The organism is Bacillus cereus group sp. BfR-BA-01524, from assembly GCF_022662595.1.
In the GTDB taxonomy this organism is placed as follows: domain Bacteria; phylum Bacillota; class Bacilli; order Bacillales; family Bacillaceae_G; genus Bacillus_A; species Bacillus_A thuringiensis_S.
In genome coordinates this window covers 32,179-57,542 of sequence record NZ_JAKUDW010000034.1, presented here as the reverse complement: position 1 = coordinate 57,542, position 25,364 = coordinate 32,179, and the positions used below count along the sequence as shown (strand labels likewise).

The window sequence follows — 25,364 nt, the reverse complement described above, 5'->3', positions numbered from 1 at the left end:
TAGAAAAAGATGCAGTAGTAGAAATTAAAATAGGAAATAAGAAATTACCAGATCCGACTGGACAATTTGAAATTGAGAAAGTTGATGATAAGGATATCAATTTAAAACTACAAGGCGCTATATTTCAAGTCTTAGATAAAGAGGGTAAAGAAGTGGCTAGATTAACAACGGATGAAAAAGGAAAGGTGATTTCCAATCAATTAGTACTTGGAAAATATACGATAAAAGAAATAAAAGCGCCAAACGGATATATGTTACTTAGGAATCCAATAGAAATAGAAATTACAGAAGCAGTAAAGACACAAAAAATAACAGTGAAAAATGCGAAGAATAATTGGGTAATTCCTAATACTGGTGGGAGCGGAACAACAATTTTTTACGTAATTGGTATTATGCTAATGTTTGGTGTGCTATATTTCTGTAAGAAAAATCGTATATCATGAACTAATTTTATAAAGTTAGACAGATTGTTACATTAGAGAGTTTATAGGACATGAGTTCGGTATTGTACTGGACTCATGTTACAAAATTTTGAAGGAGGAAGGATAATAGTAAACATAGAATATATTAATGAATTAAAATATTTAAGAGGTGAAAATGGTGGCAATAAAACAAGACGAAATTAAAGTAGTTGTCGGAGCTGGAGTGTTTAATAATAATCCAGGCTGGATTCAAACGCAAGAAGGTGAACTTAACTTACTAGATAAAGCTACGTGGGAAGAAAGATTTGAATACAACTCTATTTCAGCTATTTTAGCTGAGCATGTATGGGAACACCTTACTTTTGAAGAAGGTGTAAGAGCAGCTGAAATTTGTTATGAATTTTTAAAACCATCTGGTCATATTCGGTGCGGAGTCCCTGATGCATTCTTTCAGGATGAGGCATATCAAAATATAGTTCAAATAGGAGGACCCGGTCCGAAAGATCATCCAGCAGCAAGTCATAAAATCGTTCATAATTATACAACATTAACGAAAATGTTTGAAACTGCTGGATTCGAGGTAGTTTTACTTGAATATTGTGATGAAAATGGTCGGTTTTATTACAACGAATGGGATGCAAACGACGGTGTTATTTTCCGTTCGAAAAGGTATGATTCTAGAAATAAAGGCGATAAACTTGGTTTTCCATCGCTAATTGTCGATGCGATTAAGCGTTAATCATTCAACAAAACAGGAGTTAATCCTATGATTTCATAAGTCGCAAATGCGGCTTTTTTATTTGTACGTAAATCTATATTTAATTTTTAATAGTATATAACTGGATTTAGAAAATATTTAAGTTTTTCTCAGCACCATTCACTTTAAATTAACACTTCGTTGTCATAAATATTTATTTTATATTTATATTCGTGTAAAATGAAGTGAGAACATATATTCTGTATAAGGAGGCAATCAAAATGATAGCTGAAATTGGGAAACTAACTGATGGATATATTGTAAAATTTGAACGCGAATTTCCATATACGGTAGAGGAAGTTTGGTCTGTATTAACAGAAAACAGTAAGCTGAAAAAATGGATGTCCAATTTACAGATTGAAAGCCTTAAAACTGGTGGAATAATAAAGTTCGACATGATGGACGGTTCATTCATAAACATTGATATTTTAGAATGTCAACTAAACTCAGTACTTGAATTTACTTGGGATAAAGACCGTGTCCGATTTGAAATACATAAAGAGGAAAATGGTACTCTTTTACTTCTTAAAGAGTACATTCATGAATTAACAGATCATACACCGAGAGATATAGCTGGTTGGCATATTTGTTTAAATCTTTTTTCTTACGTTTTAAAAGGAGAAGAGAAAGAATTTTCTAAAGATGAATGGCAACAATGGTTTGAAATATACAAGGATAAGATTCATGAAACGAGAGGATAATTGCATAATAGGTAATATTCATTATGTAATTATTATATTGTAAAAATGCTTTTGTGAATAAATAAGAATAGAGGTTAATATGAAAGTAAATCAATTAATTGCTAATAACATAAATAAATTAGATGCAACTATACCGTTTAATAAATCGTTTGGAATTGCTGGGTTATCTGGATCGGGTAAAACAACTTTTTGCCAAACAATTGGTGAAGAGTCAAAAAAACGATTAGTTTCTTTATTACCAAAGGCTGAATATCAATATTTATTTCCTAACATTATGGAAACAAATTTTAGTGCCATTAAGATGGAAGAAATGCCTTTAGTACTTTTTCTAGGAAAATCATCGATTTCGTCTAATCCGCGTTCAACGATTGGTACTCATACTGGTGTTTTTACAGAGGTTCGGGAAAAACTTGCTGAAGTTTTTAATCTTTCTCCAGAGGTCTTTTCATTTAATAATCAATTAGGCTGGTGTACTGGTTGTAAAGGCCGTGGTACTACAAAAAATGTTGAGTGTAAAAAATGTAAGGGAAAACGTTATAGTGAAGAAATTGAACAATATGAAATTGATTTGTTGGACAAGCCACATTCAATCTCAAATATTAATGATTTAAGTATTGAATCTATTCTTTCACTAGCAAAAGAATTAAATATTAGTGAAGAAAAACAGCATATACTGCAAAATATTATTAATATGAACATTGGTTATTTAACATTAAATCGAATTATGGGTACGTTGTCAGGTGGAGAGTTAACACGACTTTATTTGGCTGAATTCATGGCAGTAAGTGAAAATGCTGTAATTATTATTGATGAGATTTCAGTTGGACTTGATCATGAAACATTATTGAAAATTTTGGAAGAGATTAAACGATTAGGGTGTAAAAATCAAATTTGGCTTATTGATCATTCAGATACGGTACTAGATACAACTGATGAGCAATTGTTCTTTGGACCTGGTAGCGGAAAATATGGCGGGAAAATTGTGAAAGAATCACCAAGACCAAAGTCAATACTGTGGGATCGAAATAAAGAAATACCAACAGAATATTATACATTCTATGATTTATATTGCCGTAATATCCAAATGGAGGAGTTTCAAATTCCTAAAAACAGGCTTGTAACGGTTACAGGAGAATCAGGATGTGGGAAATCTACACTTGTCAATGAATGTCTAGCTACAGATTTCTTGAAAAGATATCCAAAAGATAAATTAGTTATGGTGGGACAAGACCGAAATCAATCAATTACAAGTCGATCAACTGTAGCAACTTTCCTAGATATTAAAAAGAAACTAACAAAGTATAGTGAAGACATTGATGATATTTTTGAGCGCTCGATTGAGGATATTATTGATGAACTTCCAAATGAAGATATCGCTTATAAACGTTTGAGCCTACTAATTAAATTAGGACTTGGCTATTTAACATTAGAGAGAAAAACACAAACATTATCGACAGGTGAGTTTCAATGTGTTCATTTAGTTTCGGAATTATTTGCAAACACTAGAAATCCACATACATTATTCATTTTTGATGAGCCTTCAAAAGGTTTATCACAAAATATTTTAAATCAATTTATCGATAGTATTAGAGGTATTCTGCAAGATGAATCAGTTTCAATCATTATGATTGAGCATAATCGTTACATGTTAGAAAGCTCTGATTATATAGTTGATTTTGGAAAAAGGCAGAATGAATCTGTAGAGCATTTGGATGTTGTTAATCATGAGGATTACTATCGTCAAAAAAGTAATGTGAATAGCACAGAGAAAATAAACATCTCTTCAATGCTTAAGCAGAAAAAAGGAGTTCACTATTTAGAAGGGAATCATATTAACTATTTTAAAAATGCCGAAAACGTTTATAAGGGCGGTATTTTAAAAAGTTTATCATCAATGGCTAGGTTAATTTATGGTGAATATGAATCTGATACAATCGCACCTGTTGTTGCTATTGATCTTGAAAGACATTTATATAGTCAATATAGTTTCTTATATGAGATTGGTGGATTAATTAATCATATTGTAGCTGCTCATCCAATTAATAAAGATACGAGAAGTTTTGATTTCTATTCACAGGACAATCATTGTCCATCTTGTTCTGGACGTCTTCAAATTGAAGTTTTTGATAAAGATATTGCCATTCAAGATAAAAGTGCTCCATTTTGGGATGGGCTATTCGATCCAGAAATCATGAAGGTATTAAAATTTTATCAGCATGAAAAAATAGAATTTCTATTCGAAGAAATAAAAAATGAGCTTGGTCACGATTTGTCAAAGAGCTATAATGATATGTCAGAAGAAGAAAAGCATACGTTTTGGTACGGATATTTTGAGAAATCATTTTATGATAAAAAAGGAAAGACACGCAGAACATGGGTAGGGTTTAATACAATTATTGGTGGATATATTGTTATTTCAAAAGCACCTATTAAAGAAGAAATTAAAAGTTCAAAAAAAATGATGAAATGTCCAATTTGTGAGGGGACGGTTTTAAATCATCATAAACCACTTAAATTTGATAACGTAGATATTCGTGAAATAATCAATCAGCCTATTAATGAAGTATTGAAAACAGTTGGTGATTTACCGGCACTTGTTAAATTGAAGTCTATTGTTGGTGGCGATATGGTATTGACGGAAGATATTTCTTTATTGTCAAGAAAAGCACAAGTCGCACTGAAGATGTTTGAATTAGAACAAGCAAGCTTTTCAAACTATGAAATGGTGTTACAAAATGTCTTACCATTCTGGGGCGAAATAAAAGGAAATATCGAATCCATTAGTGTTAATAATCAAGTAACTGTTTGTGATTTCCCTAATGTTTATGAAACGAGAGAAACCATTATAGATAAGTATTTCACAAATGGTAAATATAAAAAACTTACGTATGTATACGAAGCATTTGGATACAAAAAATTAGTTACCCAAATTAATAAAATTAAAAAAAGTAATCCATGTCCATTTTGTAAAGGTAAGAAAGTGATAACCGAAGATAATCTACATGATGGTGTCTTTAAACTAACAATTCCATGTGTAACTTGTAATGCAAGTGGTATTAATGACGAAGGGTTAAAAGAAGTTGTCGAGGGCGTGGATGTACAAACGTGGTTAACTGGAAAAGTAAGTGATGTTGTGAATGAAAGCTTATTAACAGAAGCTGTTGGGCAAATACCAATTTTTAATCGTATTCGTGAGTTGGATAAACGAGATATGATGGCGGTTTATGAATGTCTTGAGAAAAATAACTAGTGATGATTTTGTCAATTGCAGTAGTCATAAAAACAGGAATATGGGTTTTTAATTATATAAATATAACATGTTAAATTGTTATTTAAATCGTTAAAAGCAGTTGACCCTCACATAATGTCATTGTTTATGATGAAGTTGAGCTTCAAAGTAGATGTAATTTATAGGAGGAAATCATGTTTAAAATAGGGGATTTTTCTAAACTATCTTCCATTAGCATACGTATGTTGAGACACTACGATAAAGTGGAATTATTACAACCAGTAAAAGTCGATGAGCAGAGTGGATATCGATTTTATTCAGCTGACCAATTAAAAAAGGTAAATCAAATTCAAACATTAAAAGCTATGGGGTTTAATATTGCTACCATCAAAGAAATAATAGAATGCGATAATATAGATAGCATAAAAGAGCAATTTTTAAATCGTAGTGCTCAAATTAAAGAAGACATGAATAACCTCCAAAAACAATTACGTCTCCTCGAAGACTCAATGAAAACGATGAGAGAGGATGTTGTTGAGATGAATTATCATGTTTCAATAAAAGAAATTCCAGAAAGAACTGTAGCTAGTGTTAGAAAGATTATTCCATCGTATAATTGCGAAGGTGATTTATGGAGTGTATTAATGCAAGAAATTCAAATGAAAAATATTAGTATCGCCCAACCGAGTTATAGTATTGCGGTTTTCCATGATCGTGAATACAAAGAAAATGATGTAGATATAGAAATACAGCTAAGTATTCTAGGTAAGCACGAAAATACAAAAGACGTTACATTTAAAAATATGAAATCAACCAATGTAGCTTCTATAACAGTTAATGGAAGTTATGAACAGATGACAGCTGTAAATGAGGCTGCGGCAAAATGGATTGAGACAGAGGGTTACAAATTAGCAGGCCCGATGTTTAATATTTATCATGTGAGCCCAGCGATGGAATCGGATCCTAATAAGTGGGTTACAGAAGTTTGTTATCCAGTTAAATGATGATAAAGAAAAAAGGCATTATTTATATGCCTTTTTTCTTTGTAAACTTATCCGTAAATATCAAGACAAATTACTTCTAGATTCGATTCGTCAACTACTAGTACAATTTTATTTGCAAATGTACAAAATGAGCGGATTGTAATGGATTCCTTTAATGAATCATCTAAAAACCAACCTGTTGGTACTAAAGAAATGTAATCATCTTTTTGGAAATTTCAGCAATGTTTAAATGAGCAACAAAAGCCACCGTAATAAGGGGCTTTTGTCTTAAATAATTTAATGATATGTGTATCCTCCATCAGGAAACAATACATTACCCGTAGTAAAACTATTTTGCATTAAATATAGGACAGTATGTGCAATTTCATCATTATATCCAGCTCGTTGTACAAGTGAAAGAGATTTATAAGCTTCATAAGCAGCTAGTCTATTTTCGTTTTGTTCATTCTCTCTTTTTATTGTTCCAGGAGAAACCACATTAACTCTAATAGGAGCTAATTCCACAGCTAAAGCTTTCCCTAAACTTTCAATAGCACCATTGCAAGCTCCATAGGCAGGTGCGCCTTTAAGTGGTCTTTGACTAAATGCACCAGACATTAACACAATCGATCCAGAGTTTGAAAGAAAAGGAATTGCATATTTTACGGCATAATATTGAGGCCAAAACTTTCCGATGAAGCTACTTTCAGCAATTTCCTCTGTAGAGGTAATCGGTCCAAGTGTGTAAGAGGCTCCCGGTGTGAATAAATGATCAAAGTTCCCAACTATCTTGAAAAAATTTTGTAATTGCTCTTTATTTTGATTATCCAATATATAAGTTTGAAGATGATTGTTATTTATTACTTCTCGAGCAACTTTTAATTTTTCTTCCGAGCGTCCGGCAATAATAACATGTGCGCCTTGTTTAATTGCTTGTGTTGCTGTTGCTAATCCAATACCAGAACTCCCGCCAATGATAACAATACGGCTATTTTTTAATGTAGTAATAGACATATTTTAGCCACTCCTTTAATAAAAAATTTAGAATATAACTGTGCTATGCTTTTATTATTCGCTAAAAGGGAGCAAGTGAAAAGTACGCACTTTATATGTACATAGTCGTAAATTTCGTACTAATCGCTATTTACGCGGATAAGTAATTGGAAAAATCGCTAAATATGGTTTATCCCGCATTAACGGGCAGTAAAACTCTCACCTCAAAGTTAGGAAAATGCAAGGAAGTTAGGTAAGAGGTCAACTGCCCGTAAAAGCCCGATTGGTTCAACTAATAATCAGTGTGGGATGGACAAAACCCCCACTGATTAAAGTTTCACTTTATGATATCTGAGGAGAGGTGAGAAAAATGGATTTACAAGAACCGAAGTTAAAAGGGGTAATAGCAACATTACAAATAATCGGTGGGAAATGGAAGCCACTCATTTTGTTTATTTTGCTAACAGATGGAACGAAACGTTTTGGTGAATTAAAGCGATTAATACCAGATATATCTCAAGGGACGTTAGCAAAGCAATTACGTGAATTAGAGCAAGATCAACTAATAGAACGCGAAATTTATCAAGAAATACCACCTAAAGTAGAATATAGCTTAACTGAACATGGAAAAACAGTCAGTACTGTTTTGGATAGTATGTGTAGTTGGGGAAGAGGGCATTTAGAATATATAGATAAAGATAAACCATAAAAATGTTATGTAAACTTATTGTAGTGTGAAGGGAAATGTTGTTTTAATAATTTGTATTTTATAATATGTAATTAAGGAGTGTCGTAGGTTATTATACATATTTAATTTATTTTTACAAAGGGGAAGTAATAAGATGAACGAATTAGAGTATAAAAGCTTCTATGATAAAGTAGGAAGATTAAATGGATGGGATTTTAGCAAAATAAAATGTGAAACTGTAGGGGATACATGGGACTTTTATAGTGAGGTAAAAGAAAGGTGTAAACCATCACATATTTTACTTGATGTTGGTACAGGCGGAGGAGAAAATGTACTTAACATAGCATCATCAGCTAAATTGTTGATTGGAATTGATAATTCTAACGGCATGATTGAAACGGCACATTCTAACTTGAAAAAATCAGGTGTACAAAATGTTGAGTTTCTTCAAATGGGTTCTGAAGCTTTAACATTTCCACATGCACATTTTGATATTGTTTCAAGTTGTCATGCCCCGTTTCTGGCATCTGAGTTAGCGAAAGTAATGAAAAAGGGTGCATTTTTCTTAACACAACAAGTAAGTGAGAATGATAAATTAAACCTGAAAGAAGCATTTGGTAGAGGACAATGCTTAGGTGAACGGGATGGTACTTTAAAAGAAAAGTATATGAATGAACTTATTAGTGCAGGATTTGATCTCGTGCAAGTACGTGAATATGATGTTACTGATTATTACAGTAGGTCTGAAGATCTCATTTTCTTATTAAAACATACCCCTATTATTCCTAGATTCGGAGGACAGGAAGAGGATTTTACTATTTTACAAAAGTTCATTGATACGTATAGTTCTGAAAAAGGGATTCGTACTAATTCAAAAAGATTTATGATTATTGCTGTAAAATCTTAATGTATTTTATTGTAAAAGGTGCTTTTCGTTTAAGGAAAGGCAGCTTTTTTTATATAGAAACAATGCAGGGGAAACTTGAAAAAATAAAAATAAGTAAAGTGTTAATCAAAAAAATGAAATATGGAGGATAATTGTGTTGAAATGTTACTGTACTAACAATGAAAGAAGCTAACATATTCATACTAAAGTTGTAGTTTTTATATCACAAATCAATCCTTCCGTTTGATTTCATCTGTTTATAAGTTTAATACAATATGAATAGATAATAAAAAACGAGGGGGAATGTAACGTGATTACACATATTTCAGATATAAAACTACAAACGGTTTCTATAGAAGGGGTAAAACAAGTTTATAAGGACATATTATCTTTTCCAATAAAAAAAGAAACTGCATCATTTATTCAATTTGAAGTAACACCGTATACAACAATTAGTTTTCAAGAAGTATATGGGCCAATTGCACCTGCGCACTTCGCTTTTGAAATTTCTTATTCAAAATTTCATGAAACTGCAAGATGGCTTGAAGAGTCCGGATTACTCATTGTAAAATGGAAAGATGGAAATATAATTGGTGAGGAGAATGATCTATTCAATTTATACTTTAAAGACGGAGATGGAAATCTACTCGAAATTATCGCGCATAGTTATGTTAAAGAAGATGTATTAGTACCGCAGTCACCTTTAAACATTTTATATGTAAGGGAAATTGGTCTTCCTGTTAAAAGTGTACCTATTTTTACGGAATGGCTGAAATCAAATCTAAATATGAAAACGATGGAAGATGGGGATATTTTCAACTTTGTTATAGGTGGCACTGCATATATCGTCGCGACTTGGTGGCAGAGACCTTGGATTCCAATCGCAATGAAAGCTTTACCACCGAAAGTACACGTTTCTTTCGGAACACCGGATTCAGCATTTTTACAGCGAATCCAAAATAACTTTAAGAAAAATAGTGTACCATTTGAATGTAAACGTAATGAAGTATCATTTATTGAGCAAGGATATGCATTTTCAATTGTGCATACATCAGAGTTTCATTCGGATATTCCTAAACAATTAAACTTACAGCTTTCTATTTAAGGATGGAAAGCTGTAAGTTTTTTGTATATTCGTGAAGAAGGTTTTAGTTAGGATTATAGTGAATTTAAAGAGAAGTATAAGGTGTTATTCTAATTTATGTTAAGGGGAGAAATGAAGTGGTTTTAGGTAATCCAATTGCAAAAGGGAATACTGCAGAAATTTATTTAACTGATGATAAGGTTGTAAAATTATTTAAAGATTACCTCCCAGATACAGAGTCTATGAATGAAGCAAAAAAACAAAAATATGCCTATTCATGCGGGCTGCCAGTTTCAAACGTATTTGAAGTGACAAAGATACAAAATAGACAGGCAATTATTATGGAACATGTAAAAGGGGACAACATTGGTGATCTTCTGCTTAATAATTTAAATGAGGCAGAGCGTTATATCGGTCTTTGTGTTAATGAGCAAAAAAAGATTCATGCTATACATGTGAATACAGATGAAATGGAGTTAATGAGGGAAAGGTTAGAGCGTCAAATTAAATCTGTACATAAATTGGATGAAAGCAAAAAGAAGAATATATTACAAAAATTAGATTCTATTATATTTGATTTTAGACTATGTCATGGAGATTTTCATCCATTTAATTTGATTTTGAGTAAGGAAGAGAAAGTGAAAGTTATAGACTGGGTAGATGCTAGTTCAGGTGATATTCGTGCAGATGTATTTCGAACATACTTGTTGTACTCACAATCTTCGGTAGAATTAGCTGAAATGTATTTACATATATATTGCAGTCGTACCGGCTTATCAAGAGATGAAGTTTTTCAATGGGCTCCTATTATTATTGCAGCTAGATTTTCTGAAAAAGTATCACCACAAAATGAAGTGTATTTGAAAAGATTATTGAATCAGTATTTATAAGTCATAAAAAAGGTTGTCAGCTAATTAATAAATGCTGCTGTTTAACTAAAGTTTCCTTGTAGTTAAACAGCAGCATTCTTAAATATTGATATAGGTATTCTTATTTTCGATCTTCATCCTATAAAGGTTCATAATCCGTACTTGTTCCTCCGCTAATTCTTCTTTATCCCAATACATATGCATTAAGCTATATTCAAAAATCTCCTTTAATTTAATAAATAATGGAAACTTGTCTATCATCTCTTTTGGTAGCTCATTTTCCTCTTGGTAGCCTTCAAATAGTGCTTTTGTAATTGAATACTCATAGTCAACGATATTCCCATTTCCAGCAAATGAATATTCTATCGCACTATAAATAGGAACGGCTAAATCGAATATGTAAAAATGTTTTTCGCAGTCTTGAAAATCTATCATTGTTAAGTTTGAATTATTTTCGACTAAAATGTTTTCTAACCATAAATCTCCGTGAATTAAGCCGTAATTTGAAGAGGATTTTGGTAGCTCTTTTATGGAAGTTAAAACGTCAGATGCAATTTCTCTTATTGTATTTTCTTCTTTAGGGATATATTTAAGAAAATTATATTCTTCATTTTCATACCAATCGTTTATATGTTTTACTGGTTTAATCTTTTCAAAGCTTTTAGATATACGATGTAATTTTCCAATTTGTTTACCAAGTTTTTTAAATATATTAGAATTCCATTCGCACCTTGGTAAATGTATACCAGGAGCAGCTTTATATAATACAGCAAAAAGCTCCTTGTCTAATGTGAATTTTTCTACAAAATTCCCTTGTAATGAAGGGATTATTGGTGGAACACTTAAACCATTTTGATATAAAAAATTCGTATATGTAACTTCTTCTATCTGTTCTTCATATGTTTTGTAGTTTGTAATTCTACTGAAGTATGTACCTTGTTCTGTAAGACATTCATACATCTCATTTGTTATTGGCTTAATGTTAATAAAATTCAACGGATACTGTTCATTTATGAATTGAAGTATTTCTTTTTCTAGCTTGTTCATTGAAACGTCCTTTCCAAACCTTAATTTTTTAACTTGGGAATCAAAAGAATTTTATTTTATAAAATTCGTGTTTAATTTTTGAAATCCTTTAAAATGAAATATGATGTAAATTGACCTTTAATAATTAGTAAGGTGTTGCCAACATACCCATTAACGCTAAATTGAAAAATGAATAGAAGGTATGAAAAAATATAAAATTAATACTTATATATAGATTATAAAGACTTTAGAGAAAGGCTCATGTTATAAAACACAAGAAATATCAAAAGAAAGAAACGCACTTCTCCTATAATTTTAAATAAGGAGTGAAGGAAATGAATGAACATATACAGCAGATGATTAATTGGATTGAGAGCAATTTAAAAAAGAGATTTTCATTAGATGAATTATCTCGTTACATGGGGTATTCTCCGTATTATTGCTCTTTTAAATTTCATCAAGTAACGGGTTTCAGTATTAGACGTTATATTCTTCTTAGAAGGTTGTATTTATCTACGGAAGATTTAAAGAATGGTAGGAAGATAATTGAGGTAGCGTTGGATTACGATTACTCTTCCCAAGAGGCTTATAGTAGAGCTTTCAAAAATGTTTTTGGAATGAATCCAAGAGAATACCAACTTAACAAAATGCCTATTCAATCATTTGTTAAACTAAATTTAAATAAAGAAGGGGCGTTTAAAATGAATATTTCTAGAAAAATAGAGGTTGAACAGTTACGAGATAGGAAGAGTGAGCTATTTGATAAAGAGGTACTTAACATATTAAATGGTCAAGTTATGTATGAAGAATTTAAAAACGAAAAGCTAATGGGTGATTCTGATTATGCCCCATTTAATGAGGCAATGTGTGTGAACTCGGCTACTACTCAAGTTTTTAATGAAGAGTTTATTAAAACAAGAGCGAAAGCACATAACAGTTCAGTAGAAAGTTATATAAAAAAGGTTATAGATCCGTTAGAAAACCTTTTTACGAAAAAGTATAAATGTATTGTTCTATGGTTTGGTGAAGATATGTTTTGCCAAATGAACCTACTTACCATACTTTCTCACCTTGAACAGTCTGCTTATGAAGGGAAGGTATACTTAAATAGCTTTAGAGAGGATGAATTTAAAGTAAATCAAATTGAACTTGAATTGGGGAATTATTCTTCTATATACAATGAAGTATTAGTAAACCATAAAAAGACCTCTCATAAGGTACCACCTGTAATGTATCAGGCTATAGACTTATTTTTAGAAATGTTAACAGAAGATAATGCAGTAATGAAATTCATCTCTAAAAATAAAGATTTATCAACACGTGAGTTATTAATAAAGTTGTTTTATCTTTTTCCAACAATCGGTTATGGAGATACTCAGTACATAGAGCTGATTAATAAAATAAAGAAGAAAGCTACACCAAAAATATAGGTGCAGCTTTCTTCTTATAATTGTTCAAGTAATTCTAATTCTTTTTCTACAAATAGCATTAGTTCTTTAATTGTTTCACCAGAAAAATCAAAACGAATACCGGCTGCATCATACACTTCTTTTATAGATTGCGAGCTTCCTAGTGATAATGCCTTTTTATAATTTTCTAGCGCTTGCTTAGGATCCTCTTTATATTGTTTATACATTTGTAATGCACCAAGTTGGGCGATCGCATATTCAATATAATAAAATGGTACTTCAAAAATATGGAGTACAGGTAACCAACTCGTTGCTATCCAGTTTTCGTAGCCATCAATATGTATGACGCTAGACTGATAATGTTTTTGAAGTTGTAAGTATTTTTCATTTCTTTCTTCAGAAGTATGACTTGGATTTTCATACAGCCAGTGTTGAAATTGATCGACAATAAGCATAACAGGTAAATATGAAATAACATCTTTAAAGAAGTTAATTTTTGCTTGTTTTAAATCTTTTTTGTCTGTATAGAAGGTATCCCAATAATTAAGCGAGAATAACTCCATTGTCATACTGGCTAGTTCAGCTGTTTCAGCTGGAATTTCTATATACTGTCGTAATTTTAATGGTTTTATGAGTTCGTTATGAATACTATGACCCATTTCATGTATAAAAGTGACAATATCATCTTGTGTATAATTTAAGTTCATAAAAATATAAGATAATTGTGAAGCTGGTAAGTACTCACAAAAGCCACCAGCTGCTTTTCCTTTGCGGCTTGTTAAATCAAGACAATTGTGTTTATACATTCGGTTTAAAAGTGCTGAAAATTCAACATCTAGTTTATTAAAGATATGAGTGCTCTTTTCAATTAAATCATTTTCATTTGTAATAGGTTTAAGTACTTTTTGATCTGGAGTTACAGCTGATACATCCCATAGATGAAGCGTATCCACTTGCAGTTTCTCTTTTTTCTCTAGCAATATTTTATCTTTAAGAGGCACAACATACTTACGTATGGATTCAGCTAGTTCATAGCAGTCTTTCGCTGTATAATCAAAACGCTCGTATTTTTTGAACATATAATCACGATAATTATCTAGTTGAATATTTTTTGCCTTTTGATGGCGAATTTCAATTAATTGATTTAATATGTTTTGGAGTTCTTTTTCAACAGATAAAAATTTTTCAGAAATAATGGTTTTTGCCTTTTTACGGGTGTCACGATTCGAATCTTGTAAATAGGATTGTAATTCTGTTATCGTTTTTTCTTCTCCGTCCCAAATTCCACTTAATCCTCCAGTGATTTCAAAGTACTCTGTGATTAATTTGTCTTCCTTTATTTCTAATTCGATATTTTCCTCACAAAATAACTTTTGAGCGTTTTTTATTTTTGTATCTAATAAACCATATACGTTAGAATCTAATTCCATTCGAAAAGGTGACTCTAAATATTTATTATCCAATAAATTTTGGTACCGCTTTAAAAGTGGCTTTACAAATTGTTGATCATGTTCAAAAGTATCCTTTATTTCTTCATCATCCGTATTACATTGAAAGGCGATGTAATGTGATCTTACTTGTTCTTCGATGTCCCAAATTACTTTTGACTGCTCTTTTAACCAATTTTCAAGGTCTAGTTTTGAAGAAATCATTTTATTTAATAAAGTCGAAAGAGTTTTTTCCAATTGTAGTACATTACTAATATCAATCGTATTTACACGTTGCATTATATATCCCTCACTTTTTATTTATTCATAGAGATATTCTATTTATTAATTGTAATTCCTTTGTTAAGTGGGAGAAATGTGAAATAATGTTAAATTTAATAATTAAAGAAGGTATTTATATGTCAAAGTAAAAAGTTTATCGTAAATGAAAATATATGGAGGGGTGCTACATGAGAAAGGGAAAGAAGTTACTTGTATTATTATTTCCACTTGCTTTATTATGTGCCTGTGAGAATGACATTGAAGATGCTAAAAGTGAAGAGTCTATAGTGATGGATATTGCTACAGCCGCGGTAAAGGAGGAATCTTTTTTTAGTGCTGCTATAAGAGATGAAAAAGAAAGGATAGTAGATTTAGAGATTGCTGATAGCGAAAATGCTAACGAAATAAAAAAAGAAATTAATAAAAGATTGCAAATTCAAGGCGTTATGTCCTATAAAGTAAATGTATCTCAAAGAAACAAGGAGATTGTAAATGCAGAACATAGATGGGAGTTAGTTTTTGGACAGATATTTGATGACGTATTCAGAAAAAATGGATATGAAGGGTTTGGTATTCAGCAAATAAATTATAAAAAGAATCAACCTGTTACCATAGATATAAAAACTAAGATTAGCGATGATGAAGTAGGGGCGAGAGAACTTGGACAGAAAATAGAAAAAGAAGTTGAAGGTGTACTTAAAACAGAAGCAGTAAAGAAATGGATTGAAAATGATTCATATGCTATTGGGATTTACGATATAGATGATCGGAAAATTAACTAATTGAGGAATGAATGCTATATGAATAGAAAACCGATGGAATCAAATATAGAATTGCTGGAGGAGGTGTAATATGTATAAGTATTTACATATTTTAAATGACATTGAAAATAAGATTCAAAATGGAGATATAAAAGAAGGAAAGAAATTACCGTCTATACGGTCACTCGTTACGCAATATGAATGTAATAAGGCAACAGTTATACGTGCGCTTCATGAATTAGAAAAGCGTCACATTATATATTCTGTCCCTCAAAGTGGATACTACGTTGTTAAAAAATCAGAGAATACTATAGAAAATAACGAGATAATTGATTTTGCTTCCTCAGCACCAGATCCAGATGTTTTTCCGTATTTAGATTTTCAACATTGTATTAATAAGGCTATTGATACGTATAAAAATGATTTATTTGTATATGGAACGCCGAAAGGGTTACCATCTTTAATACCAGTTATTCAAAAACAATTAGAAAATTATCAAGTCTTTACAAAAGAAGAAAATATTTTTATAACATCAGGTGTTCAGCAGGCACTTGCTATATTAACTTCTATACCATTTCCGAATGGAAATGAAACCATATTAATTGAACAGCCAACATATCATCTATATATTGATTATCTAGAAATAAATAAAGTTCCTGTAATCGGTATTAAACGTTCGAATGAAGGTATCGATTTGAATGAATTGGAGCAAATTTTTCAAACTGGAAAAATAAAATTCTTTTATACGATACCGAGATATCATCATCCGCTTGGAACTTCTTATTCTAAAGATGGGAAAGAAAAAATTGCACTATTGGCTAAGAAATACAATGTATTTATAGTGGAAGATGATTATTTAGCAGATTTAGAAACTGATTCAAAAGCAGATCCGTTATATAGCTTGGATAATTGTAGTCATGTCATATATTTGAAAAGTTATTCGAAGATTATTTTTCCAGGTTTACGGGTTGGAGTTGCAGTCATCCCACCATCCATTGCAAATGCTTTCTATACATACAAAAAGATACTAGATATTGATAGTCCGATGATTTCTCAAGCGGCTTTAGAAATTTATATAAAGAGCGGTATGTTTGAACGTCATAAAAGTAAAATTAATTCTTCCTACTACAATAGATCAATAAAACTAGCAAAAACATTAGAAAAAGTGCAAAATGAAAATCCATCATTATTTACATATAATAGACAAAACACATTTGGAATACACACTTGTTTAGAGATGCAGAAAAACATAGTTACAGACACACTTATACAAAAATTAGGTGACATTCAAATAAGTGTCGATACTATTGATAAGAATTATATGAGGAATTTTCCTAAAGAAAAACTGTTAAAGTTAAATGTTTCGAATGTAAAAGAAGATAAGATTGAAGAAGGTATTCGCAAAGTAATTGAGGAAATCAAGCAATCAGGGCGTTTAGATTTTCAATTTAAAAAAGAATAATACGTATAGGAAGGTTTATTGTGAGACGAAAAATAATAACCTTGTTTGTAGCTATTGCTATAGTAATTGGAGCGTTGGTAGTTACGAAATATTATAAAGAAGATGATTAATTCATAGCAATTATTAAGTATTCAAAAGGTATTATCGTAGATTAAAAATAAGATGCATAGTATTTCACATGAAAAGATGAATTTGAAATTGCAGATGGTGTTTGTGGTGACATTTCGTTGCAAATAATTACTCCAAATAAAACAATCTACACAAGGAAATATGAAAGAGAACATATACCAAAAGTTATACAGTTGAATTATAAAAATGAGGCTGGATAAAATGAAACCATTACAAAGGGAAGTAACAGTTGTGACCGGGGCAACAGATACGCTGGAAAAACAGTAGTAGCGTTAGAAAATGAACGAAATATTGGGGGTAATTATTTTGAGGAGAATGTTTTGAATCAAAATTAATATTTTTAAGAGCACTCTAGAGCCGAGTGCTCTATTTTTTATACTGTACATAAATAATGAAGCTCTCTTAAATATTAAAATAGTTATTTGAAAAGCATTGGTAAAAATGAAATACAATCAAAAATAAAGTGGCAAATCCAACTTACCCAAACACTTTTTGAATTTTTCCATATATAATTTAGTGCTAATCTAACTGGGATTATAGTTATTAATAATTGCATTGGCACAAAACCGTAAGCTGGAATATGCCATAAAGCGAACAATAAACTACATATTACGGATGCTGTACTAAATTTCAATCCTAATTTTTGTAATGCAATAATTACATTAGTACAAATCAATTCTTCACCCATTAACATAAATGGTATACGGAATAAAATCATATAAATACTTATTACTTCAGCAACAGAATTTTTAGTTGCAGGTTCAAAAATGTAACTGAATATTAAACTGGAACCCATACCTACGATAATAGTTAAAGGCACACCCAAAAGTAAAGTTTTAAAACGAAAATGTTTAAATTGCTCTAATGATATTTTTCCTAAAAAATAGTATCCTATAATTCCACATAATACAAGGTTCCATAAAGCTTCAAGAAGTATTCCTAACAATTGGGGTAGATTCGCCCCTAGATAAACCGCAAAAATTTGATATACAATCCCGGTAGTAATTAATAAACCAAAAGCCAAAAGAGATTTCGAATCAATTTTTTTCTCTGTTTCCAAAATCTTTGTTTCCACAACAACCCCTTCTTTCTTATTATTTGTTAATTATAAATATATAATAGTACATTAATTACCTAAATAATGGTAAGTGATATAGGTATTAAAATACTTTTTTAATCAGTAAGTTCAATAAATAATAAAATGATTGGATTGAGTATGAACTGCTGAGAATTCAACGTTAATAGGTAAATTATAAAATTATGATTAGGAAATTGTTTATTTCCACATAGTCGTATATATTTTTTAATTCCGCTAAACTAATGGTAATATTTTACTGGTAGATGGTATCATTAAATTATAATTTTTATTTTGAATAGGAGGGAGATCGAGTCTATGGCGGTACGTATAGTCGATAATCTACAGCAATTATCATTGTTACTTATGTTTTTAAGTACATTCATATTTTACAGATACTTAAAGAAGGTTAAACGAGAGAGAAAATTGACTGGCTTTGAATGGACAATGTATTTTGTCACTCAATTTGCGACATTAATTTGGGCAATTACTTATTTTATTAAACACTTAGCTGAATCGTAAATACTAATCATTCAATCTAGTTTACTGTTATCTATTTGGGATATAAAGAAACAACTTAAGTGGAAAATAAATGAAATTAAGGACATACAGGATGATGAAATTATCGTTAAAACAATCGCAGGGGCGATAAGCATTGGGGCCGAGTTACCACAGTATAATGGACCCGATGTTACAGATTCGAATCCTTTTTATCCAAGAAAAACTGGATATGAAAGTTATGGTGAAGTGATTCAAGTTGGTAATAAAGTAACACATGTAAACGTAGGCGATAAAGTAGTTTCTTTTTATGGACATGAAACGATAGGGATAGTTAAGGGTTATAAAGTAATTCGAGTGCCTAGTTCTATACAACCTAAAGTTGCTTTATTATCTATTCTTTCGTGTGATGCCGCTAAAGGAGTATTGAAACTAAACCCGCGACAGGATGAAAAAGTACTTATAACTGGAATGGGAGTTATTGGTTTACTCGCTTGTTATTTCTTAAAATACTATGTAGGCGTTGAGCACGTGGATGTTGTTGAGCCTAATAAAAATAGAAGAGATTTCGCAAAGAATTTTGGTGCGAAAAACATATATGATTCAGAAGAGAAAATAATAGAAACATATAATTATGGTTTCGAATGTTCTGCTACAAATAGTGGGTTCCATACTTTGCAAAAAGCTCTTAAAACTAATGGTGAAATATGTATACTGTCTGATGGTAATATAGAAGAACTAACATTAATTGCTAACTTTTATCAGAAAGAATTGCAAATCATTGGATCAAGTGACGGATACGATTATCAAAAGCATGCAGATTGGTTTTTTAAAGAAATAGCACAAACACCATTTATAGAAGAAATCTTTCAATATGAAATACATTATACTTCACTCATAGAATGCTTTGATGAATTGAGTTTAGGGATAATTAAACCATTAAAAGTATATGTTTCATATGAATAACGAAAAAAATGAGCAAATATTTGTCACATACCTCACAAATGTTTCGTCACATTTATGATTACTAAATGAGGAGGAACATATATGAAAATATTTGTAGCAGGTGCAACTGGTGTAATAGGACGTTCTTTATTGCCAATGTTAATAAAAAAAGGGCATACGGTGTTTGCGATGATCCGTAATACTTCGCAAGTAGAAGCAATGAAAAAGATTGGTGCCATACCAGTAATAGCTGATGTATTTAATAGAAAGGCTGTGTTTTCTGTATTAGAAGAAACAAATCCCGATGTAGTTATTCATCAATTAACGTCATTGTCTTCATGGGATTTTGAGAATAATGCAAAAATTAGAACGAAAGGCACTCGTAACCTTGTCGATGCCGCTAAAAATGTAGGGGTACAGAAAATAATCGCTCAAAGTATTTCATGGGCGTATGAACCAGGGGATACATTTGCGACTGAAAAAGACTCACTACATATTACTGCTTCTATTCCTCGGCAAGTCACTGTTAATGGCATATTGAAATTAGAAGAAGCTGTTACTGAGTTACCTGAATCGGTTATACTTCGTTACGGCACATTATACGGACCAGGAACATGGTATGCGGAAAACGGATTAATAGCAAATCAAGTTCGTAATAATGAAATTATCGCATCAGACGGGATAAGCTCGTTTATACATGTTGAAGATGCTGCAAGAGCTACTATGCTAGCCCTTAATTGGCCTTCAGGAATCGTAAATATTGTAGATAATTATCCAGCAACTAGTAAAGAATGGTTACCAATATATGCAGCAGCGATAGGGGCACCTAAGCCTAAAGTTCAAGATGGGAAAAATAGTTGGGAAAGAGGAGCTTCCAATAATAAGGCACGTAAAGAGTATGGATGGACACCTTTATTTCCATCATGGTCTGAAGGGTTTAACAATTTGATAGGTAAGTAAAACACACCTTTAATGGGAATGATAGTAAAATACACCATTAAAGGATTGGGTAGTTATGAATATAATTTTGGAAAGTATTATATTAACTTTTACTGGAATAATTGTTTTGAAAATGACAGGTAGTACATCTGCCAGCCAAATGACAAGAGCTGAAATCATTATAGTTGTATCAATTGGCCGTATTATTGTAGAACCTGTATTAAGTAGAAAAGTAGTCCCATCTATATTCGCGGCTATCATATTTGCAAGCATATTACTTATCATTCATTTCTTTGAATTGAAATCAAGGAAGGTGGAACAATTCCTAAATGGAAGTAGCATTATAATTGTTGAAAACGGAGAGATTGCAAAAGAGAATTTGATGCAGGCAAAAATGTCGGAACAACAACTTTATATGCAATTAAGAGAAAAAGGGATTCATGACGTAAAGAGTTTACAGCAAGTTACAGCGGAACCGAATGGGCGTATTGGTTATCAATTAATAAAAGAAGCACAACCAATAACTTTAGAAATGTTAGAAAAAGTATTAGATCGGTACAATATAAAAAGATAATTTCTCATGAGAAACAGCCAATACTACAATAAAAATATTGGCTGTCTTTTTATTTTCTATAAACGTAAGGATTAATAAAATAGGGTAGATTTTTAACCAATCTTTATATTAGATATAGGCTTATTATTATGCTATATTCAATGGAGCTACGATGACTAAGGTAAGTGGTATGAGTAGAAGAAAAAACTGTATAGCAAATACAAAAATGCTTTTAATTTGATACTAAAAATGGATTGAAAATAAGGAGATAGATACATAATGGAATTTTGGGAATCAAGTTTTATTGAAAAACAAACGATGTGGGGATTTGAACCTACAGAATCTGCAATTTTGACAAAAGATTTTTTTCTTGAAAAGAATGTTAAGGATATATTAGTTCCAGGTATTGGATATGGAAGGAATGCAAAGGTTTTTATCGATAATGGTATAAATGTAACAGGTATTGAAATTTCAAAAACAGCCATTGATTTAGCAAAGCAACATGGACTAGAAGATATTAGCATTTATCACGGTTCGGTAAATGAGATGCCTTTTAATAACAAACTGTATGATGGTATATATAGTCATGCACTTTTGCATTTGTTGAATAAGCAGGAAAGAGAGCAATTTATTAAAGATTGTTATAATCAGCTAAAACCAGGTGGATATATGGTTTTCACAACTGTTTCTCAAAAAGCTCCAATGTTTGGCAAGGGAAAACAGTTGGATAAAGACTATTTCGAAATAATGGAAGGAGTAAAAATGTTCTTCTATAATTCTGAATCTATAAAACGAGATTTTAATAAATATGGACTAGTACAAGTTTCCGAAATTGATGAACCAAATAAGCACATGGAAAATAAACCTTCAATCAATTTCTTAATGATAAAATGCCAGAAGGAACTATAAATAAAAGTTTTTAAATATTTCTAAAGATGTTTATATATTGATCATGCACAAATAAAAAGGACAAGCATATAGTATAAATACCTCTTAACTTTAAGTAACCTTAACTTTCGTTAATAGGTTATCTCAAAATCCCTGAAAAGAGCACTTGCGGAAACAAGTGCTCTTTTATTTGGAATTTTACACCATAAATATTGCATAAAATGTTAAACTGAAAAGAACACTTGTTTTAATTAAGAGTGTAGCATATGAATGGAGTGTTATTGAATGCAAACAAGAAAAGCCTATCTATATGTATTTGACACGATGTCTGATTGGGAGTACGGACATTTAATTGCTGAACTTAATACAGGGAGATATTTCAAAAAAGATGTAGCGCCTTTTAAAGTAGTAACAGTTGGAATAAATAAAGAAATGGTTATTTCAATGGGGGGCTTGAATATAAAGCCGGATATTTCCCTAGATGAATGTATCCTTGAGAGTAACGATCTATTAATTTTACCTGGAGGGAATACTTGGAGTGAAGAAATACATAAACCTATTTTGAAAACAATTGGTGAAGCTTTAAAACTTGGTACAATTGTAGCGGCAATTTGCGGTGCAACTATAGGTCTTGCAAATTACGGTTACTTAAATTCTAGAAAGCATACAAGTAATAGTTTAGATTATATGAAGATGGTTTGTCCTAATTATAATGGAGAAAATTTTTATGAAATGGGACCTGTAGCAACCAGTGAAAATCTTATTACTGCATCGGGTGTAGCGCCTCTAGAATTTGCAATGGAAGTACTGAAAAAATTAGATGTATTTGCGCCGGATACACTTCATTCATGGTATAAATTGAATGAGACTCATGAAGCAGAATATTTCTTCCAGTTAATGAATTCAATTAATAGCTGAGTAGTATTTCGAATGAAAAGTATATTTTAGATGATGCGAAAACTAATAACAAAATAATTTTATGAAAATAAAAGGTAAGGGTATTCCTATGAATATATGAGGAAATATCCTTACTTTTTATAGTATTATTTCTGAACGACAAACGTAATGGCATTTGTTTTTAATTGAATGTGTCTTTCATTTCGAACAATATCATAAGCTAATTCTTTTATTTCAACTTTTAGTTCTTTCCATTCTTTATAAATGCTTTTTAAAGTACTTATCATTTCTTCGGTTGAAAGATTAATTTCAATTAAAGCTTCTAATTCTTCATTCGTTATTGAATCAATTTCTTGTATGTTAGAGTTAATAATTAAACAATTAATACCACCGTTTTTTGTACCTCTTTTCATAGAGTGGAGTACATTTTTAAAATCTTCTTCTGATCTGACATGCTCTAAACTTGATACTGCAACGATATAGTCATAAGTATTAGGTCTAATATGATAGTTTTCAATTGCTGCTTCTTCTGTTTTTATAACCTCGAATACGTCATGTTCTTTGCTATAAATTTGTAGCTTTGTTAAAGCGGAATCAAGTAAATCAATACATGTAACAGTTCCGCTAGCATTTTTAATCTTTTGTGCAATTGGAATGCTATTTCTACCGACGCCAGAGCCAAGGTCAAGCACTTGTAATTTGTTTTTCTCTTCAAAGTAGTCCATTAAATCCATAACTGTTTTAACCGGCTTGTGAAGCCAAGATCCAGTTTCAAATAGTTTATATTGTTCATAGCAAAGATCGTGATAGTTCTTTTCTTCTTGTCTTATGTAATCGATACGGTTCATATTGTTTCAGCTCCAATATTTTTATTACAAAATGAATAGGTGGGGCAGCCTTTAACATTTGTTTGAATTCGAAAAATACCACCAGCATGTGGATACTCTTTTAATTCGTCATCCGTCATTCTTGTTCTGGCTGTTGTAACATATAAATCAGTTAAGTTAGGCCCACCAAATGTACATGATGTTACATATAACGCAGGAATTGGAATACTTAATATTTGTTCTCCATTAGAGGGATTCCATCTAGTTATTTTTGAACCTCCCCAATGTGCAATCCATAAACAACCTTCTTCGTCAATTGTCATACCATCAGGTAGACCATCATTTTCAGAGAAAATGATTACATCACTTGGATTATGAATGTCTCCAGTACGTATATTATATTGATAGCGAACCACTTTTTTAGTAGGTGTATCTATAAAGTAAAGGTATGTATGATCAGGTGACCAAGCGATTCCGTTTGAAGTATTTACATGTGAAACTTTTTTCTTTACACTCAAATTATTATGTAAACAATATAAGGAACCTGCAGCATTCATACCGTATGTATCTGTAGTACCTGCCCAGAAACGACCAGCTGGATCACATTTTCCATCATTAAAACGATTTTCTATTAAATGAGGTTCGGGGTCAAAAATATGTGTCAGTTTTTCTGTATTTACATTAATAGAATAAAAGCCGTTTTCCATAGCTAAGAGTAATATGTTCTCTAAATATGGAACAACACAGCCAATTTGTTGATTGAGAGCGATTACTCGGTTCGTATTGGTAGTAGGATTATATATGCATAATTTTTTCTCCATAATATCAACCCAATATAAAAGTTGCTTTTTTTCATTCCAACATGGTCCTTCAGCTAAACTTGCTTTAACATTTAAAACTAAGTCTATATTACTGAACAAGATGTTCACCTCGCGTTATAAGATATTAATATAATTCGATAAGAATAGAGGTAAACCTTTTAGTCAGAGGATATTATGATTTGTGCTCTAGAAAACTAATCTTCTCAAGTGATTAAAAGGTTTATAAACACGGAGAGGAAAATGCATATGATGTTTTATGAGATTGTTTGCTTTTCTTGTAAGAATATATTTCGTGTTTACGAAGGTAGTGAAAAATATAAGCGATTTAAAGAGAAACCAAAAGGGGCATATTGTTGTGATGAGTGTAGCCACAAAATTCAATTAGAAGCGATAAAGAATTTTTTTAGATAATTTTACGATTTCGATTCGGAAAAGTTTGACAATAAAAGTGTTATAAATTATCATATTAAAAAACTAATATTTAAGGCATAGAAGAGAAGAGTAGTTAAGAAAGAATACGTACAGAGAGCTCTGGTAGCTGAGAAAGAGCGGTATACATCTTAATGAAAAAAGACTTGGAGCTGCGCAAGGAACTAATTTATTTAGGGATGGTGCGACGGGTTCTCCCGTTATAGAGATAGGGTATAAGCATATTTTGCCGTACCTGAAGAGGTTAATATGGTGACATATTAACAAACTGAGGTGGTACCGCGAAGCTAACAACTCTCGTCCTCAAGATGAATAATCTTGGGGGTGGGAGTTTTTTTGTTGCATAAAACTGGAAATGAGAAACGAAAAATAATTGAGGTGAGT

Annotated in this window: 25 protein-coding genes, 1 pseudogene and 1 other annotated feature; of the genes and pseudogenes, 20 read left to right on the top strand and 6 right to left on the bottom strand. The window is 31.3% G+C overall.

The genetic code is table 11. The annotated features are described in order from the left end of the window. From MR170_RS14575 to MR170_RS14555, 5 genes are all read left to right on the top strand, one after another. Positions 1-443 (top strand): SpaA isopeptide-forming pilin-related protein (locus MR170_RS14575; protein ID WP_242308524.1); only part of this gene is annotated, 443 nt, incomplete at its 5' end. A gap of 154 nt (positions 444-597) precedes the next feature. Then, positions 598-1,161, top strand: coding sequence for a class I SAM-dependent methyltransferase (locus tag MR170_RS14570; RefSeq protein ID WP_226605441.1), 564 nt, complete (start codon positions 598-600; stop codon positions 1,159-1,161). A gap of 239 nt (positions 1,162-1,400) precedes the next feature. Continuing rightward, positions 1,401-1,880, top strand: coding sequence for an SRPBCC family protein (locus MR170_RS14565; RefSeq protein ID WP_088114703.1), 480 nt, complete (start codon positions 1,401-1,403; stop codon positions 1,878-1,880). A 79-nt stretch (positions 1,881-1,959) separates the two neighbouring features. Beyond that, entirely contained in the window at positions 1,960-5,130 is a 3,171-nt protein-coding gene (locus MR170_RS14560; RefSeq protein ID WP_242308523.1) for an ATP-binding cassette domain-containing protein, read from the top strand. Between the two features lie 173 nt (positions 5,131-5,303). Beyond that, positions 5,304-6,113 carry a MerR family transcriptional regulator gene (locus MR170_RS14555; RefSeq protein ID WP_242308521.1) on the top strand — a complete coding sequence of 270 codons (810 nt, stop codon included), beginning with the start codon at positions 5,304-5,306 and terminating at the stop codon, positions 6,111-6,113. 276 nt (positions 6,114-6,389) lie between these two features. Here the strand turns inward: MR170_RS14555 and MR170_RS14550 are convergent, their stop codons facing one another. Then, the gene (locus tag MR170_RS14550; RefSeq protein ID WP_016081540.1) at positions 6,390-7,106 is read right to left on the bottom strand and encodes an SDR family oxidoreductase; all 717 of its coding nucleotides are present in this window, start codon (positions 7,104-7,106) and stop codon (positions 6,390-6,392) included. 349 nt (positions 7,107-7,455) lie between these two features. On the opposite strand from MR170_RS14550, the gene MR170_RS14545 reads away from it, so the two are divergent. From MR170_RS14545 to MR170_RS14530, 4 genes are all read left to right on the top strand, one after another. Next, positions 7,456-7,794, top strand: coding sequence for a winged helix-turn-helix transcriptional regulator (locus MR170_RS14545; RefSeq protein ID WP_016081539.1), 339 nt, complete (start codon positions 7,456-7,458; stop codon positions 7,792-7,794). 133 nt (positions 7,795-7,927) lie between these two features. After that, positions 7,928-8,680 carry a class I SAM-dependent methyltransferase gene (locus tag MR170_RS14540; protein WP_242308520.1) on the top strand — a complete coding sequence of 251 codons (753 nt, stop codon included), beginning with the start codon at positions 7,928-7,930 and terminating at the stop codon, positions 8,678-8,680. 289 nt (positions 8,681-8,969) lie between these two features. Then, entirely contained in the window at positions 8,970-9,764 is a 795-nt protein-coding gene (locus MR170_RS14535) for a VOC family protein (protein ID WP_242308519.1), read from the top strand. Between the two features lie 116 nt (positions 9,765-9,880). Continuing rightward, on the top strand, positions 9,881-10,633 hold the full coding sequence (locus MR170_RS14530) for an aminoglycoside phosphotransferase family protein (protein WP_242308518.1): 753 nt from the start codon (positions 9,881-9,883) through the stop codon (positions 10,631-10,633). A 78-nt stretch (positions 10,634-10,711) separates the two neighbouring features. Here the strand turns inward: MR170_RS14530 and MR170_RS14525 are convergent, their stop codons facing one another. After that, positions 10,712-11,659, bottom strand: coding sequence for a phosphotransferase enzyme family protein (locus MR170_RS14525; RefSeq protein ID WP_016081533.1), 948 nt, complete (start codon positions 11,657-11,659; stop codon positions 10,712-10,714). A 314-nt stretch (positions 11,660-11,973) separates the two neighbouring features. On the opposite strand from MR170_RS14525, the gene MR170_RS14520 reads away from it, so the two are divergent. Continuing rightward, a complete protein-coding gene (locus tag MR170_RS14520; protein ID WP_242308517.1) occupies positions 11,974-13,068 on the top strand; it encodes a helix-turn-helix domain-containing protein in 1,095 nt (364 codons plus the stop codon). Positions 13,069-13,082: 14 nt separating this feature from the next. Here MR170_RS14520 and MR170_RS14515 read toward each other — a convergent pair whose 3' ends face one another. Beyond that, complete coding sequence (locus MR170_RS14515; RefSeq protein ID WP_242308516.1) at positions 13,083-14,774, bottom strand: M3 family oligoendopeptidase; 1,692 nt, start codon at positions 14,772-14,774, stop codon at positions 13,083-13,085. A gap of 170 nt (positions 14,775-14,944) precedes the next feature. Between MR170_RS14515 and MR170_RS14510 the strand changes: the two genes are divergently transcribed. The 3 genes and pseudogenes from MR170_RS14510 to MR170_RS14500 all read left to right on the top strand — a co-directional run bounded on the left by MR170_RS14510 (position 14,945) and on the right by MR170_RS14500 (position 17,308). Further along, positions 14,945-15,538 (top strand): DUF4030 domain-containing protein, encoded by a 594-nt coding sequence (locus MR170_RS14510; protein ID WP_242308515.1) that lies wholly within the window; start codon positions 14,945-14,947, stop codon positions 15,536-15,538. Between the two features lie 70 nt (positions 15,539-15,608). Next, positions 15,609-16,979: an aminotransferase-like domain-containing protein gene (locus MR170_RS14505; RefSeq protein WP_242308514.1), complete on the top strand. Its 1,371-nt coding sequence runs from the start codon at positions 15,609-15,611 to the stop codon at positions 16,977-16,979. Between the two features lie 113 nt (positions 16,980-17,092). Then, positions 17,093-17,308 (top strand): annotated as a pseudogene (locus MR170_RS14500) (hypothetical protein). A gap of 218 nt (positions 17,309-17,526) precedes the next feature. Here the strand turns inward: MR170_RS14500 and MR170_RS14495 are convergent. Then, entirely contained in the window at positions 17,527-18,183 is a 657-nt protein-coding gene (locus MR170_RS14495) for a CPBP family intramembrane glutamic endopeptidase (protein ID WP_242308513.1), read from the bottom strand. A 318-nt stretch (positions 18,184-18,501) separates the two neighbouring features. On the opposite strand from MR170_RS14495, the gene MR170_RS14490 reads away from it, so the two are divergent. The 6 genes from MR170_RS14490 (at position 18,502) to MR170_RS14465 (ending at position 22,924) form a co-directional block, all read left to right on the top strand. After that, on the top strand, positions 18,502-18,705 hold the full coding sequence (locus tag MR170_RS14490; protein ID WP_053564422.1) for a hypothetical protein: 204 nt from the start codon (positions 18,502-18,504) through the stop codon (positions 18,703-18,705). A 24-nt stretch (positions 18,706-18,729) separates the two neighbouring features. After that, entirely contained in the window at positions 18,730-19,647 is a 918-nt protein-coding gene (locus tag MR170_RS14485) for a zinc-binding dehydrogenase (RefSeq protein ID WP_276575607.1), read from the top strand. Between the two features lie 81 nt (positions 19,648-19,728). Next, positions 19,729-20,586, top strand: coding sequence for an NAD-dependent epimerase/dehydratase family protein (locus MR170_RS14480; protein ID WP_242308512.1), 858 nt, complete (start codon positions 19,729-19,731; stop codon positions 20,584-20,586). 55 nt (positions 20,587-20,641) lie between these two features. Further along, positions 20,642-21,139, top strand: a complete 498-nt coding sequence (locus MR170_RS14475) for a DUF421 domain-containing protein (protein WP_242308510.1) — start codon at positions 20,642-20,644, stop codon at positions 21,137-21,139. Between the two features lie 258 nt (positions 21,140-21,397). Continuing rightward, entirely contained in the window at positions 21,398-22,027 is a 630-nt protein-coding gene (locus MR170_RS14470; RefSeq protein WP_242308508.1) for a class I SAM-dependent methyltransferase, read from the top strand. 264 nt (positions 22,028-22,291) lie between these two features. Then, a complete protein-coding gene (locus MR170_RS14465) occupies positions 22,292-22,924 on the top strand; it encodes a type 1 glutamine amidotransferase family protein (protein WP_242308507.1) in 633 nt (210 codons plus the stop codon). 125 nt (positions 22,925-23,049) lie between these two features. On the opposite strand, the gene MR170_RS14460 is transcribed toward MR170_RS14465, so the two are convergent. Together MR170_RS14460 and MR170_RS14455 are read right to left on the bottom strand one after the other, a co-directional pair. Further along, positions 23,050-23,751: a class I SAM-dependent methyltransferase gene (locus MR170_RS14460; protein WP_242308506.1), complete on the bottom strand. Its 702-nt coding sequence runs from the start codon at positions 23,749-23,751 to the stop codon at positions 23,050-23,052. Beyond that, positions 23,748-24,650 (bottom strand): SMP-30/gluconolactonase/LRE family protein, encoded by a 903-nt coding sequence (locus tag MR170_RS14455; protein WP_242308505.1) that lies wholly within the window; start codon positions 24,648-24,650, stop codon positions 23,748-23,750. The genes MR170_RS14460 and MR170_RS14455 overlap by 4 nt, the downstream gene beginning before the upstream one ends. 141 nt (positions 24,651-24,791) lie before the next feature. Between MR170_RS14455 and MR170_RS14450 the strand changes: the two genes are divergently transcribed. Beyond that, entirely contained in the window at positions 24,792-24,962 is a 171-nt protein-coding gene (locus MR170_RS14450) for a DUF2197 domain-containing protein (protein ID WP_000551042.1), read from the top strand. 69 nt (positions 24,963-25,031) lie between these two features. After that, positions 25,032-25,288: a binding site (T-box leader), on the top strand. Positions 25,289-25,364 lie beyond the last annotated feature (76 nt).

Bases quoted from the DNA above. Each gene is read 5' to 3' on its own strand.
- MR170_RS14570 (WP_226605441.1), top strand. From the start codon at position 598: ATGGTGGCAATAAAACAAGACGAAATTAAAGTAGTTGTCGGAGCTGGA.
- MR170_RS14560 (WP_242308523.1), top strand. From the start codon at position 1,960: ATGAAAGTAAATCAATTAATTGCTAATAACATAAATAAATTAGATGCA.
- MR170_RS14450 (WP_000551042.1), top strand. From the start codon at position 24,792: ATGCATATGATGTTTTATGAGATTGTTTGCTTTTCTTGTAAGAATATA.
- MR170_RS14545 (WP_016081539.1), top strand. From the start codon at position 7,456: ATGGATTTACAAGAACCGAAGTTAAAAGGGGTAATAGCAACATTACAA.
- MR170_RS14515 (WP_242308516.1), bottom strand. From the start codon at position 14,774: ATGCAACGTGTAAATACGATTGATATTAGTAATGTACTACAATTGGAA.
- MR170_RS14510 (WP_242308515.1), top strand. From the start codon at position 14,945: ATGAGAAAGGGAAAGAAGTTACTTGTATTATTATTTCCACTTGCTTTA.
- MR170_RS14555 (WP_242308521.1), top strand. From the start codon at position 5,304: ATGTTTAAAATAGGGGATTTTTCTAAACTATCTTCCATTAGCATACGT.
- MR170_RS14565 (WP_088114703.1), top strand. From the start codon at position 1,401: ATGATAGCTGAAATTGGGAAACTAACTGATGGATATATTGTAAAATTT.
- MR170_RS14475 (WP_242308510.1), top strand. From the start codon at position 20,642: ATGAATATAATTTTGGAAAGTATTATATTAACTTTTACTGGAATAATT.
- MR170_RS14490 (WP_053564422.1), top strand. From the start codon at position 18,502: ATGGCGGTACGTATAGTCGATAATCTACAGCAATTATCATTGTTACTT.
- MR170_RS14550 (WP_016081540.1), bottom strand. From the start codon at position 7,106: ATGTCTATTACTACATTAAAAAATAGCCGTATTGTTATCATTGGCGGG.
- MR170_RS14465 (WP_242308507.1), top strand. From the start codon at position 22,292: ATGCAAACAAGAAAAGCCTATCTATATGTATTTGACACGATGTCTGAT.
- MR170_RS14525 (WP_016081533.1), bottom strand. From the start codon at position 11,659: ATGAACAAGCTAGAAAAAGAAATACTTCAATTCATAAATGAACAGTAT.
- MR170_RS14520 (WP_242308517.1), top strand. From the start codon at position 11,974: ATGAATGAACATATACAGCAGATGATTAATTGGATTGAGAGCAATTTA.
- MR170_RS14480 (WP_242308512.1), top strand. From the start codon at position 19,729: ATGAAAATATTTGTAGCAGGTGCAACTGGTGTAATAGGACGTTCTTTA.
- MR170_RS14540 (WP_242308520.1), top strand. From the start codon at position 7,928: ATGAACGAATTAGAGTATAAAAGCTTCTATGATAAAGTAGGAAGATTA.
- MR170_RS14470 (WP_242308508.1), top strand. From the start codon at position 21,398: ATGGAATTTTGGGAATCAAGTTTTATTGAAAAACAAACGATGTGGGGA.
- MR170_RS14460 (WP_242308506.1), bottom strand. From the start codon at position 23,751: ATGAACCGTATCGATTACATAAGACAAGAAGAAAAGAACTATCACGAT.
- MR170_RS14505 (WP_242308514.1), top strand. From the start codon at position 15,609: ATGTATAAGTATTTACATATTTTAAATGACATTGAAAATAAGATTCAA.